Source organism: Streptomyces sp. NPDC052114, from assembly GCF_040680155.1.
Classification (GTDB): Bacteria; Actinomycetota; Actinomycetes; order Streptomycetales; family Streptomycetaceae; genus Streptomyces.
Map to the genome: position 1 here is coordinate 285,457 of NZ_JBFAWC010000005.1, position 12,689 is coordinate 298,145.

Genomic DNA, 12,689 nt, shown 5'->3' on the forward strand with positions numbered 1-12,689 from the left:
GTGAAGTGCAGGCAACTGTTGCTCTCGGAGGGGGAACCCATATGCGGGACAGCCATCGGGCCGAGGCCGAGCGGCTGTTGGCACGGGCCGTGGAGGAGGAGGTCCGGCGTTCGGGCGGCCGCGTCGACGGCGGCGTACTGCTCTCGCGGGCGCGCGGCGCCCTGGACGCCATGGCGCAGACGGCCGACGAGGAGTACGGCGCGTACACCCACGCGCTCGACGACGCGCAGGCCGGCCACCTCACCTTCGGACAGCGCTACGCACGCGAGGGAGCGGGAACTCCCCTGCTGGTGGCGGTGGTTGCCGCCGTCGCCGCCGGCGTCTCCGACCTGTCGTTCGGCACGAGCGTCGGCACGGCCCTGGGCACCGGCGCGGTCGTCGCCGTGGCGGGCGCGGCGGCCACCGTCGTGAAGGTGACGGCCTCCCACGTGCCCGCCGCCAGCCGCCGCGCGGGGGCGCTCAGCCAGCCGGGCGGGCCCGAGCAGCTGCGGCTGCAATGGCTGACGGCGCTCGAAGTGCGCGGCATCCGGCCCTTCCTCGACCAGCAGCGCCTCCTCGCCGCCTCGACCGGCACCCGGACGGCGAAGCAGGCCGCGCCCCAGCTGCGCGGCACGGACAAGAGCGCGGCGGCGCGGCGGCGCTCCGTGCTGGAGCAGTCCTTCGCCCAACTCCCGGAGAACACCGGACCGTTCGCCGGCCGCAGGGCCGAGCTCGGACGGATCGCGCAGTGGGTGCACGCGGCGCGCGCCAGCACCGACACCCGGCCCACGGTCGTCGTGCTGCACGGCGTGCCCGGCTCGGGGCGGACCTCGCTCGCGGTGCGGGCCGCGCACGACCTGCGCGACCAGTTCCGCGGCGCGTGCGTGGTGGACCTGCGCGGCGACGCCCCGCAGGAGAGCCCGCTGTCCACGCGCGACGCCCTGCTGCATCTGCTGAATCGGTTGGGCGCCCCGCGCGAGCAGCTCCTCTTCCGGGAGCGCTCCTCGCAGGAGCAGCAGGTCAAGCGGCTCAGCGAGCTGTACAGCCAGTACCTGACGGGCCTCGCCGTGACGATCGTGCTCGACGACGCGAGCGACGCCGAGCAGGTCCGCACGCTGATCCCCGAGCGCTCCGACAGCCTCGTCGTCGTCACCGCCCGGGAGCCCCTCGAACTGCCCGCGGACCTGCCGGCCTGGGTGCACATGCTGCCGGTCGAGGCCCTGGACGAGGCGGGCGCCGAGGAGCTGCTGCGCGCCAGCGCCGAGGACCTCTCCGGGCCCTACGACGCCGAATCGGCCGACGCGGTGCGGCAGTTGTGCGGCGGCCTGCCGCTGGCGCTGCGCGCCGCGGGCTCCTCGCTCGGTCCGCGGACGCCGCGGGAGCTGGCCACCGACCTCTCCGCGTACGGCCCCACCGAGAAGGTCGGCCCCGTCGAACGCGTCCTGTGGCTGCGCTACACCGACCAGTCAGAAACGGCCCGGCGGCTGCTGCGGCGGCTCGCGCTGGCCGGGCGCGCCTCGCTGGGCGCGGCGGCGGCCGCCGCGCTGCTCGCCACCGACGAGCACGAGGCGGCCCGCCAACTGTCCGCGCTCTCCCGCGCGGGCCTGGTCGACGAGCTGCGGGGCGGCCGTCACCGGCTGCACGACCTCGTCCGGTCCTTCGCCCAGGCCCGGCTCCTTGACGAGGAGGAGCCCGCCGAGCGGACCGCAGCGCAGGAGCGCCTCATCGCGAGCTACGGCGAGCTGGCCGACACGGTGATCCGGCTGGTCGACGGCAAGACGTCCACGCGCGCCGACCAGTTCGGGCAGCACGGCTTCGCCTCCCTGGACGCGGCGCTGCGCTGGCTGGACGACGAGTCGACGTTCATCACGGCGGCGCTGCGGCACGCGGAGGGCGTCGACCAGCAGGCCGTGCTCAACCTCCTGGGCGCGCTGTGCGACTACTGCCTGCTGCGCGGCGACCTCTACCGCCTGGGCGAGATCAACGAACTGACGCAGGCCATCGACCAGGGCCTGCTGGGCCGCAGCGTGCAGTGGCGCACGGGCATCGCGGCCCGCCAGCTCGGCGAACTCGACCAGTCGCGCACGACGCTGAACTCGGTGGTCGACCTCTACTTCGAGGCCCACCAGGACGCGGCCGCCGCCCGCGCGCTCGGCTCCCTCGGCATCACGCTGCACCACCAGGGCAACCTGACGGAGGCCGCGGCCCGGCTCACCGAGGCGCTCGACCTGCAGGCCGCCGACGAGCTCGCGGGCGACCGCGCCTGGACGCTGCACGCGCTCGCGGCCGTCGAGCGCGACCGCGCGCACCTCGCGCACGCCCTGGAGATGCTGACCACGGCGCTGGAGCTGCACCACCGCAGCGGCTCGGTGCACGGCGAGGCGTGGACGCACTTCCAGCTCGGCCAGCTCTGCCTGCGCAAGGGCGACGTACCGCGCGCGGAGGGCGAGCTGCGCGCGGCCCTCGACCTGTACGGCCGCACCCGTGACCCGCGCGGCGAGGCCTGGGCGATGACGCAGCTGGCGCGGGCGCGGCTGGTGGACGGCGATCCGTCGCCCGCGGTCGACGGCCTGCGCCAGGCGGTCTCGCGGCACCGCGACAACGAGGACGCGCGCGGCGAGGCCTGGTCCCTGTACTACCTCGGCCAGGCCCTGGAGGAGACCGGCAACCTCGACGAGGCGGTGCGGGACCTGGAGCGGGCACGGACGATGTTCTCCCGGATGCGGGACGTGTACGGCCTGGCGTGCGCGCGCCACCACTCCGCGCGCGTGACCCGCGACCAGCGCGCCGCCCAGACGGGCTCGCTGCGCAACTCCGGCTTCGCCCGCCAGCTCCTGGTGGACGCCCGCGCCGACTTCCAGCGGATCGGCGTCGCGCACGGCGAGGCCTGGACGTGCCTGGAGCTGGTGGTCGTGGACGCCGGCAACACCCGCACCCAGCAGGCGCTCACCCTGTGCGACGAGGCCATCGCCCTGTTCGCCTCGTACGAGGACCGCCGCGGCGGCGACTGGGCCCGCTTCCTGCGCTGCACCCTGCTGCCGTACGCGTCGCCCGGCGGCTGGGAGATCGGCACGGCGGTCGCCCAGGAGGAGCTGGCCCAGCTGGCCCGCGAGGACCACCCGACCCGCGACGGCAAGCTCGCCGAGTACGTCCAGGCGTACGCCCTGCTCCTGGAGCGCGGCGCCGACCTGGAGGCGGGCTGGCAGGCCTGGCGCCTCGGCATGGTCCCCAACCGCCACGCGCGGGAGGTGATGGGGGTCCCGGTGCCCGCGGCCTGAGGGGGCGGCCCGTGCAGGCGGAGCGGTCAGCGGTCCTGACGGAAGCGGTGGACCGACGGGTCGTAGACGGGGGCGGGGAAGCGCGTGCCGGTGAGGGCGTCGGGGACCGGGGTCCCGGCCGTCGTGGTGAGCGGGATGTGCCCGGCCCAGGCCTCGACCCCGTCGTCCTTGGGCTCGTCCCGTGCGAAGCCGGCGCGCACCTTCATCGAGAACTCCTCGATGGGCAGGGTGAGCACGGCGGTGTAGTGCGCCTCCGCCACACTCGGCCTGCGGGCCGCGTGGGGGCCGGAGAGCCGCCCGGGGACGACGCTCTCCACGACGCGGGCCAGCGCCTCGGCGCGTTCGTGCGCGTCCTCGATCGGGGAGGCCTGCCCGAAGACCATCACCGACCGGTAGGCGGCCGAGTGGTGGGAGGAGGCGCGGCCCAGGATGACGCCGTCGATCAGCGTGGCCGTCACGCACAAGGGGGCGCCCGCGGCGGCGGCCGTCATGAAACGGCCGAAGGCGGAACCGTGCAGGAGCAGTCGGTCGCCCTCACGCATGTGGAGGGTGGGGATGACGACCGGACCGTCGTCGGTGGCGAAGCCGACATGGACCGCGAGCGCCTCGTCCAGGACTGCGTAGGCGGCGTCGCGGTCGTGGGTGACCCGCTCTGGGTAGCGCTGCGCCGTGGTGCGTGCGGCGGGTGGCATGGCCCTCACGCTAAGCGGCGGTCCACCGGTAGGCGCGGACCACGGCGCCGCGGCGCGTACGAGCCCACCCGCTGGGCGCACCGGCACCCGGTCAACGGAGGACGACCCCCGTCAGGGGCCGTCCCCATGGCTCAGGAGCGGCTCAGGAGCCGCCGGACGTCTTCTTCGCGGCAGCGGTGTCCTCACCGGCCGCCGCGCCGACCGGCTCCTTCTCCTTGAAGTCGACCTTCCCCATGTGCCGGTTCATGGACTTCATCAGGCCCCAGACGGCCAGGGCCATCACAGCGAAGACGATGAAGCCCAGCACGCCGGGGGTCACCTTGTCGTCGTCGACCTCCTTGGCAAGAGGGACGAGATGCGTCATTGCCAGATGTACGTTCACGCTAGGCATTGTCGCGGATGCCCGCAAAGAGGTCGTCCTCGGGGAGGGAAGTATCGACGAGCGACTTCGCGAGCTCGTACTCCTCCGTGGGCCAGACCTCCTTCTGGAGCTCCATCGGCACCCGGAACCAGCCGCCCTCGGGGTCGATCTGCGTGGCGTGCGCGATCAGCGCCTTGTCGCGGATCTCATAGAAGTCGGCGCACGGCACGTGCGTGGTCAGCGTGCGCTCGACCCGCTCGAACTCGTCCCAGCGCTTGAGCCAGTCCCCGTACGGCGACTCCATGCCGCGCTCGATCATGGCGTGGTGCAGCGCCTCGGTGCGCGGGCGGTTGAAGCCCTGGTTGTAGTAGAGCTTCTGCGGCTGGAAGACCGGGCCGAACTCGCTCTCGGGGTACTTCTCTGCGTCCGCCGCGCCCTCGAAGGCCACCATCGTGATCTTGTGGGTCATGATGTGGTCGGGGTGCGGGTACCCGCCGTTCTCGTCGTACGTCGTGATGACCTGCGGCCGGAACGAACGGATCTGGCGGACCAGCTCACCGGCCGCCTTGTCGACGTCCTCCAGGGCGAAGCAGCCCTCGGGCAGCGGCGGCAGCGGATCGCCCTCGGGCAGCCCCGAGTCGACGAAGCCCAGCCACTCCTGCTTGACGCCGAGGATCTCGCGCGCCTCGTCCATCTCCTTCTTGCGCACCTCGTGGATGTGCTCCTGGATGTAGGTGTCACCCTGGAGCTTGGGGTTGAGGATGTCGCCACGCTCCCCGCCCGTGCAGGTCACGACGAGGACGTCCACCCCCTCGGACACATACTTGGCCATGGTGGCCGCGCCCTTGCTCGACTCGTCGTCGGGGTGGGCGTGAACGGCCATCAGTCGCAGCTGCTCAGTCAAGACTCGATCCTCGGTAATCGGGCGTCCTGTGTGCATTGACGCCATGAAGTTGGTGCCGTCCCGCGGGAACGTCGTTGAGGGGCGGCGGTCTGCGGCGGGCGGGAGGCTTCTATAGTGACGGAACCGGGGGGCGGAAAATTCCGGCATCCCCTGTTCCTGGAGGACGATCATGGCGGCGGTGGGCTCGAAGCTCCCCGAGGGGCAGCCCGGCGGCATTCCCGAGGGCCGGTACGGCCGCTCGCGCACGGCCGACGAGGCCGCGGACCGCAAGCTGAAGATCGTCGGCTCCGTGCTCGGCGTGCTCCTGCTGGGCGTCGTCGGCTGGTTCGGCTACGACTACATCAACGGCGCGAAGCTCAGCGCCGAGGTCATCAAGTTCGACGTCGTCTCGGACAGCTCCGTCGAGGCGCACCTCGAAGTGCGCAAGGACGCCGGCGCCAAGGGCTACTGCACCCTGCGCTCGCAGGCCGAGTCCGGCGCCGAGGTCGGCCGCGCGGACTTCCGCTTCGACCAGGACAAGAGCCGTATCGACAAGGTCGTCACCCTGCGTACGACGGCGAAGGCCACCAGCGTCGAGCTGCTGGGCTGTCACTCCGACTGACCCCGCGGTCCCGGAGGCCGTGACGGCTTTACCGCGCTCACCTGCGTTGACGCAAATCTGATGGCTTATGTCCTCCCCCTTCCGCGCCTGAATTGTTAGGCTCGTGGTTTCGCCCACCCGTGAGGGAACATCCTTCTGGGTAGGGCGATGCTTTGTATTCCCAGTACCTACGAGGAGCACCTGTGACCCAGACCAGCGAGAACGTCACCTGGCTGACCCAGGAGGCGTACAACAAGCTCAAGGACGAGCTTGAGTACCTGTCTGGTCCCGCGCGCACCGAGATCGCAGCGAAGATCGCGGCCGCGCGTGAGGAGGGCGACCTGCGCGAGAACGGCGGGTACCACGCGGCCAAGGAGGAGCAGGGCAAGCAGGAGCTCCGCGTCCGCCAGCTGACCCAGCTCCTGGAGACCGCACGGGTCGGCGAGGCCCCCGCCGACGACGGTGTCGTGGAGCCCGGCATGGTCGTGACCATCGCCTTCGACGGCGACGAGGACGACACCACGACCTTCCTGCTCGCCTCCCGTGAGTACGCGAGCGACGACATCGAGACGTATTCGCCGCAGTCCCCGCTGGGCACCGGCGTGAACGGCAAGAAGATCGGCGAGAACGCGGAGTACGAGCTGCCGAACGGCAAGTTCGCCTCCGTCAAGATCCTCGAGGCCAAGCCGTACGTGGGCTGACGCCCGCTTTCCGCTTCGGCCGCGAAAGGGCCCCGGCACCGTGTGTGCCGGGGCCCTTTCGCATGTCCGTCAGGCCGTCGCCGAGCGGTACTTGCGCACCGCGAGCGTCCGGAACACCACGATGATCACGACGGACCAGATCAGCGAGGCCCAGACGGGGTGCTCCATCGGCCAGGCGCCGGTCACCGACTTCGGGACTCCCTCGATCGTGTTGCCGAACAGCTCGCGGGCCGCGGCCACCGTGGCACTGAAGGGGTTCCATTCGGCGACGTACTGAAGGAACTTCGGCATGCCGTCGACCGGGACGAACGCGTTCGAGATGAACGTCAGCGGGAACAGCCAGATCAGGCCGCCCGAGGTCGCCGCCTCCGGGGTCCGCACGGACAGGCCGATCAGGGCGCCGATCCAGGTGAACGCGTAACCGAGCAGCAGGAGCAGGGCGAAGCCGGCCAGCACCTTGCCGATGTTCTCGTGCGCACGCCAGCCGACGATCAGCGCGACCACGGCCAGCACGGCCAGCGTCACGGCCGTCTGCACCAGGTCGGCGATGGTGCGGCCGGTGAGGACCGCGCCGCGCGCCATGGGCAGCGAGCGGAAGCGGTCGATGAGGCCCTTGTGCATGTCGTCGGCGATTCCGGCTCCCGCGCCGGCGGTCGCGAAGGTGACGGTCTGCGCGAAGATGCCCGCCATCAGGAATTCCTTGTAGGCGCTCGCGCTGCCCGAGGGCGCCCCCGGGATGTTGATGGAGCCGCCGAAGACGTACGTGAACAGGACCACGAACATCACCGGCTGGATGATCCCGAAGAGGATCATCTCGGGGATCCTGGTCATCCGGATGAGGTTGCGCTTGGCGACGACCAGGGAGTCCCTGACGGACTGGCCGATGCCGCCGGCGGGCCTGGGTGCCGCCGTGCGGACGGTGTCGGAGACGGTGCTCACTTGTCGGCCTCCTTCGTGCGCTGCTGCTGCGACGCGGCCCCCGCGCCCGCGCCGTCGCCCTCTGCCTCGCCGTCGTCCGCCTGCTCGGCGACGTGGCCGGTGAGGGAGATGAACACGTCGTCGAGGGTCGGGCGGCGCAGGCCGATGTCGTCGATCTCGATGCCGCGGGCGTCCAGCTCGCGGATGACCTCGGCGAGCAGCTTGGCGCCGCCGGTGACCGGCACGGTCAGCTTGCGGGTGTGCTCGGCGACGGCCACCTCGCCCTTGCCGAAGCCGCGCAGCACCTCGGAGGCGGCGGGGATGCGGTCGCGGTCGTGCACGACGACCTCGACGCGCTCGCCGCCGGTCTGGGCCTTGAGCTGGTCGGAGGTGCCGCGGGCGATGACGCGGCCGTGGTCGACGACGCAGATGTCGTGCGCCAGGTGGTCGGCCTCTTCGAGGTACTGCGTGGTGAGGAGCAGGGTGGTGCCGCCCGAGACGAGCTCCTGGATGACCTCCCAGAGCTGCTGGCGGTTGCGCGGGTCGAGGCCGGTGGTCGGCTCGTCCATGAACATCACGGGCGGCGAGACGACGAGGGCGGCCGCGAGGTCGAGGCGGCGGCGCATGCCTCCCGAGTACGTCTTGGAGGGGCGGTCCGCGGCGTCGGCGAGGTTGAACCGGTCGAGCAGTTCACCCGCCCTGGCCTTCGCCTCCTTGGCCCGCATCTGGTACAGCTGGCCGACCATCTGGAGGTTCTCACGGCCCGTCAGATACTCGTCCACGGCGGCGAACTGACCGGACAGGCCGATCGAGCGCCGCACCTCGTTCGGGTGCTTGAGCACGTCGATGCCCGCGACGACCGCCTTCCCGCTGTCCGGGGCGAGGAGGGTCGTCAGGCAGCGGACCGCGGTGGTCTTCCCCGCGCCGTTCGGCCCGAGGAGGCCGAGCACGGTGCCCTCCGGGACGTCCAGATCGACGCCGTCCAGAGCCCTTACGTCGCCGAAGGTCTTCACCAGGCCTTCGGCGTAGATGGCGCCTGGCATGTGGGTTCTCCCAGTGTTTTGGGTGACTTCCTGGGCAAAATCTTAGATTTGCCGGACTTCGCACGCCCGGCGACCGGTGGCATGCGACACACCATAACGCGATACATCGCGTCTGCTCATCCATTTTTCCCGAGGTTTTTTCGGACGATCGAGAACGAGCGGTCGTAGACGTCTACGACCGCTTGGAGGCGACCGATGATCGCCGCCGGCGGCTCCGGACCCCTCGGCCTCCCCTCGGACGGCCTCTCCTCGGGCGGCCTCCCCTCGGCCTCCTTCGGACCGCCCCGGACCGTCCCGAACCGGCCCGTACCGCCTCGTACCGCCTCGGACCGCCCCGGCCCGCCCCGGCCCGCCTCGGGTCAGCCGATGACGGTGTAGCCCGCGTCCCGCAGCGCCGCGCTCACCTCGACGCAGTGCGCGGGGCCCTTCGTCTCCAGGTGCAGCTCGACCTCCGCCTCCGCGAGCCCCAGCCGCGGGTCGGTGCGCACATGGCTCACGTCCAGGACGTTGGCGTCGACCGTCGAGAGCACCGCGAGCAGCGTGGCCAGCGCCCCGGGGCGGTCCGTCAGGCGCAGCCGCAGCGAGAGGTAGCGGCCCGCCGCCGCCATGCCGTGCCGCAGGATCCGCTGGATCAGGAGCGGGTCCACGTTGCCGCCGGACAGCAGCGCCACGACCGGGCCCTCGAACGCCCGCGGGTCGCCCAGCAGCGCGGCGACCGGGCTCGCGCCGGCGGGCTCGACGACCATCTTGGCCCGCTCCAGGCAGAGCAGCAGCGCGCTGGACAGCTCGTCCTCGGAGACCGTGACGACGTCGTCGACCAGCTCCTCGACCAGCTGAAACGGTACGTCTCCGGGGCGCCCCACCTTGATGCCGTCGGCCATCGTCGCGGGGCTGACGATCGACACCGGGTGCCCGGCGGCCAGCGAGGGCGGGTAGGCCGCGGCGCCCGCCGCCTGCACGCCGACCACCCGCACGTCCGGACGCAGCGCCTTGACCGCGACCGCGATGCCCGCCGCCAGGCCGCCGCCCCCGACGCCCACGACCAGGGTCCGCACCTCCGGGCACTGCTCCAGGATCTCCAGGCCGACCGTGCCCTGCCCCGCGATGATGTCCGGGTGGTCGAAGGGGTGGATGAACACCGCGCCCGTCTCGCGCGCGTACTCCTCGGCGGCGGCCAGCGTCTCGTCGACGACCTGGCCGTGCAGCCTCACCTGCGCGCCGTAGTCCCGCGTCGCCGCGACCTTGGGCAGCGGCGCCCCGGCCGGCATGAACACCGTGGAGCGCACGCCGAGCAGTGCGGAGGCCAGCGCCACGCCCTGCGCGTGGTTGCCCGCGCTGGCGGCCACGACACCGGCCGCGCGCTCCTCGGGGAGCAGGCCCGCGATCCGCACGTAGGCGCCGCGGAGCTTGAACGAGCCGGTCCGCTGGAGGTTCTCGCACTTCAGGTGCACCGGCGCCCCGACCAGCTGCGACAGGTGCCTGCTGCCCTCCATCGCCGTCATCCTGGCCACTCCGGAGAGGATCTTCTGCGCGCCCCGCACGTCGTCGAGGGTCACCGCCGGCAAGGAGTCACGCATGGGGTAGCTCATGACGGCAGTCTCGCAGCCGTCGCCGGAGTCCTCAGGGGATGCCCAAGGGACGAGACCGTTCTCCCCGTAGGTTTGCGCAGCGCAGGTACGGTCTGCGCCGTGTCCGCGTACCCTGTCCCCCAATCCATTGCCCTCGCATGAAGTGAGCCCCCGGCCATGCCCACAACTCCGGACATGACGACCGCCAGTGAACCCGGCCTTCTCGACAGCCTGCAGCACCAGGTGGCGGTGTTCGCCCGCCGCGCGGAACAGACCCGCCTCGGCGGCGTAGGACAGGTCCGCAACTCCATGGACCGCGCCGCATATCTGCTGCTCAACCGCCTGGACAAGGAAGGCCCGATGGGCGTCAAGGCGCTCGCGGCAAGCATGGGCATCGACTCCTCCACAGTCACCCGGCAGGTCGCCCCGCTGGTCGACACGGGACTCGTCAAACGCACCTCGCACCCCGAGGACGGCCGTGCCGTGGTGCTCCAGCTCTCGCCGCGCGGGCAGGCCAGGCTCGACGAGGTGCGCTCCTCGCGCCGCGAGCTGATGGCCGAGTTGACGCAGGACTGGGCCCCCGAGGAGCGCGAGAGCTTCTGTGCGCTCCTCACACGCTTCAATTCCGCCCTCTCGGCACGGCAGACGTCGCAGACGGCGCCCGGTGGAGAGGTTTCGGCCACTCCGGAGTCTTGACCCCGGCCCCGCGTCTGGCCTCATATGAGACCGGGATCCCCCTTCCTTCCGGCCGGGAGGCACGGTGCGAGAACGGCAGGCGCTCCAGAGCGCCCGCCGTGCCCGGGAGTTCGAGGCATTCGTCGCGGGCGCGGCAGGGCGGCTCCTGCATGCCACCACACTGCTCACGGCCGAGCCCCCGGACGACAACCCACGCGCGCGTGCCCTGCTGACCGCGGCGCTCGCGCACACGTACGCGACCTGGGACCGGCTGCGCGGCGAGGACCCCTACGACCGCGCCCGCCAACAGGTCGCCGTCCGCTTCGCGCGCGCGGCCTGGCGCCGCCGCCGCGGCCACGGCGGGGTCCTGGAGCGGCTCGGCCCGCAGGAGCGGCTGATTCTCGTGCTGCGCATGTACGAGGGCGTGGCCGAGGAACAGACGGCCGCGCTGCTCGGCCTGCCCGCCGAGCGGGTCTCCGCGATCTGCGCCCGCGCCATGGCGACGGTCCTGCACCCGCCGCGCGGCCCCGCGCCGGCCCGCGCGCTGAGCGGGGCGGCGCCCTCATGAGTCAGTACGAGCGCAAGGAGAGCGCCGTGCGCCGCCTGCTGGAGGGCACGGCGCCCGCGGTGCCGCCCGAGCTGTGCGACGACGCGGTGCGGCGGGGCGGCCGGATGCTGCGGCGCCGCACGGCGGTGCGGCGGGTCTGCTGGACGCTGCTGTTCGCGGCCGCGGTGGCGTTCCTCGTGTGGGCGTCGGTCGCCCGGCCGTGGGTGGAGCCGCCGTCCGACACGACCCCACCCCTCACGCGCTGGTAGCGGCTAGCCCAGCGCCTGCTGAAGGTCGGCGACGAGGTCGTCCGCCGACTCGATGCCGACCGACAGGCGCACCAGGTCCGCGGGGACCTCCAGGGCCGAGCCCGCCACCGAGGCGTGCGTCATGCGGCCCGGGTGCTCGATCAGCGACTCGACGCCGCCCAGGGACTCGCCCAGGGTGAACAGCTTGGCGCGGTTGCAGACCTCGACGGCCGCCTCCTCGCCGCCCTCCACCTGGAACGACACCATGCCGCCGAAGGCGCGCATCTGCTTGGCGGCGATCTCGTGACCGGGGTGCTCCGGAAGGCCCGGGTACAGGACGCGCGTCACGCGCGCGTGCCGGGTCAGCATCTCGGTGACCTTGCCGGCGTTCTCGCTGTGCCGGTCCATGCGGACCGCGAGGGTCTTGATGCCGCGCAGCACCAGCCAGGAGTCGAAGGGCCCCGCGACGGCACCCATCGCGTTCTGGTGGTACGCGAGCTCCTCGCCGAGGGCGTCGTCGCCCACGACGAGCGCGCCGCCGACCACGTCCGAGTGACCGCCCATGTACTTCGTCATGGAGTGCACGACGACGTCCGCGCCGAGCGCGAGCGGCTGCTGGAGGTAGGGGCTGGCGAAGGTGTTGTCGACCACGAGGCGCGCGCCGGCCTCGCGGGCGATCTGCGCGACGGCGGCGATGTCGGTGATGCCGAGCAGCGGGTTGGAGGGGGTCTCCACCCAGATGGCCTTCGTACGGTCGGTCAGCGCGGCCCGCACCGACTCCGGGTCGGAGGTGTCGGCCACCGACCACTCCACGCCCCACCGCGAGACGACCTTGGCGAACAGCCGGAAGGTGCCGCCGTACGCGTCGTTGGGGATGACCACGTGGTCGCCGGGGGCGAGCAGCGTACGGAGAAGGCAGTCCTCGGCGGCGAGGCCGGAGGCGAAGGCCAGGCCGCGGCGGCCGCCCTCCAGCGCGGCCAGGTTCTCCTCCAGGGCGGTCCTGGTCGGGTTCGCGCTACGGCTGTACTCATAGCCGCCGCGCAGTCCGCCGACACCGTCCTGCTTGTAGGTCGAGACCTGATAGATGGGCGGGACGACGGCGCCGGTGAGGGGGTCGGCGGTGTTCCCGGCGTGGATCGCCACGGTCTCGAAATTCTGCGTGCTGTGCGAGTCACTCATGCGGCCTGAGCGTAGT

Annotated in this window: 13 protein-coding genes; 6 read left to right on the forward strand and 7 right to left on the reverse strand. The window is 72.2% G+C overall.

Translation table 11 applies throughout. The features are described 5' to 3' along the window. Window positions 1-41: 41 nt before the first annotated feature. On the forward strand, window positions 42-3,257 hold the full coding sequence (locus AB0L89_RS13545; RefSeq protein WP_365139236.1) for a tetratricopeptide repeat protein: 3,216 nt from the start codon (window positions 42-44) through the stop codon (window positions 3,255-3,257). A gap of 26 nt (window positions 3,258-3,283) precedes the next feature. On the opposite strand, the gene AB0L89_RS13550 is transcribed toward AB0L89_RS13545, so the two are convergent. The 3 genes from AB0L89_RS13550 to mca all read right to left on the reverse strand — a co-directional run bounded on the left by AB0L89_RS13550 (window position 3,284) and on the right by mca (window position 5,193). Continuing rightward, window positions 3,284-3,949, reverse strand: coding sequence for a pyridoxamine 5'-phosphate oxidase family protein (locus AB0L89_RS13550; RefSeq protein WP_365139239.1), 666 nt, complete (start codon window positions 3,947-3,949; stop codon window positions 3,284-3,286). Window positions 3,950-4,091: 142 nt separating this feature from the next. After that, window positions 4,092-4,331 carry a hypothetical protein gene (locus AB0L89_RS13555; RefSeq protein WP_365139242.1) on the reverse strand — a complete coding sequence of 80 codons (240 nt, stop codon included), beginning with the start codon at window positions 4,329-4,331 and terminating at the stop codon, window positions 4,092-4,094. Between the two features lies 1 nt (window position 4,332). Next, window positions 4,333-5,193: a mycothiol conjugate amidase Mca gene (mca, locus tag AB0L89_RS13560; protein ID WP_055697683.1), complete on the reverse strand. Its 861-nt coding sequence runs from the start codon at window positions 5,191-5,193 to the stop codon at window positions 4,333-4,335. 190 nt (window positions 5,194-5,383) lie between these two features. Here mca and AB0L89_RS13565 point away from each other — a divergent pair, with 190 nt between their 5' ends. Both AB0L89_RS13565 and greA read left to right on the forward strand, forming a co-directional pair. Beyond that, window positions 5,384-5,815 carry a DUF4307 domain-containing protein gene (locus AB0L89_RS13565; RefSeq protein ID WP_365139244.1) on the forward strand — a complete coding sequence of 144 codons (432 nt, stop codon included), beginning with the start codon at window positions 5,384-5,386 and terminating at the stop codon, window positions 5,813-5,815. A gap of 182 nt (window positions 5,816-5,997) precedes the next feature. Next, complete coding sequence (greA, locus tag AB0L89_RS13570) at window positions 5,998-6,495, forward strand: transcription elongation factor GreA (protein WP_365139247.1); 498 nt, start codon at window positions 5,998-6,000, stop codon at window positions 6,493-6,495. A gap of 69 nt (window positions 6,496-6,564) precedes the next feature. Here greA and AB0L89_RS13575 read toward each other — a convergent pair whose 3' ends face one another. From AB0L89_RS13575 to ilvA, 3 genes are all read right to left on the reverse strand, one after another. After that, on the reverse strand, window positions 6,565-7,434 hold the full coding sequence (locus tag AB0L89_RS13575; RefSeq protein ID WP_365139250.1) for an ABC transporter permease: 870 nt from the start codon (window positions 7,432-7,434) through the stop codon (window positions 6,565-6,567). Then, window positions 7,431-8,456, reverse strand: a complete 1,026-nt coding sequence (locus AB0L89_RS13580) for an ATP-binding cassette domain-containing protein (protein ID WP_365139253.1) — start codon at window positions 8,454-8,456, stop codon at window positions 7,431-7,433. The genes AB0L89_RS13575 and AB0L89_RS13580 overlap by 4 nt, the downstream gene beginning before the upstream one ends. Before the next feature lie 359 nt (window positions 8,457-8,815). Continuing rightward, on the reverse strand, window positions 8,816-10,045 hold the full coding sequence (ilvA, locus tag AB0L89_RS13585) for a threonine ammonia-lyase (RefSeq protein WP_365139256.1): 1,230 nt from the start codon (window positions 10,043-10,045) through the stop codon (window positions 8,816-8,818). Window positions 10,046-10,201: 156 nt separating this feature from the next. Between ilvA and AB0L89_RS13590 the strand changes: the two genes are divergently transcribed. The 3 genes from AB0L89_RS13590 to AB0L89_RS13600 all read left to right on the forward strand — a co-directional run bounded on the left by AB0L89_RS13590 (window position 10,202) and on the right by AB0L89_RS13600 (window position 11,515). Then, window positions 10,202-10,720 (forward strand): MarR family transcriptional regulator, encoded by a 519-nt coding sequence (locus AB0L89_RS13590; protein WP_055697689.1) that lies wholly within the window; start codon window positions 10,202-10,204, stop codon window positions 10,718-10,720. A 64-nt stretch (window positions 10,721-10,784) separates the two neighbouring features. Beyond that, window positions 10,785-11,267 carry a sigma factor-like helix-turn-helix DNA-binding protein gene (locus AB0L89_RS13595; protein ID WP_365139259.1) on the forward strand — a complete coding sequence of 161 codons (483 nt, stop codon included), beginning with the start codon at window positions 10,785-10,787 and terminating at the stop codon, window positions 11,265-11,267. After that, window positions 11,264-11,515 (forward strand): hypothetical protein, encoded by a 252-nt coding sequence (locus tag AB0L89_RS13600; protein ID WP_365139262.1) that lies wholly within the window; start codon window positions 11,264-11,266, stop codon window positions 11,513-11,515. The genes AB0L89_RS13595 and AB0L89_RS13600 overlap by 4 nt, the downstream gene beginning before the upstream one ends. Before the next feature lie 3 nt (window positions 11,516-11,518). Here AB0L89_RS13600 and AB0L89_RS13605 read toward each other — a convergent pair whose 3' ends face one another. After that, window positions 11,519-12,673: a cystathionine gamma-synthase gene (locus AB0L89_RS13605; RefSeq protein ID WP_365139265.1), complete on the reverse strand. Its 1,155-nt coding sequence runs from the start codon at window positions 12,671-12,673 to the stop codon at window positions 11,519-11,521. Window positions 12,674-12,689 lie beyond the last annotated feature (16 nt).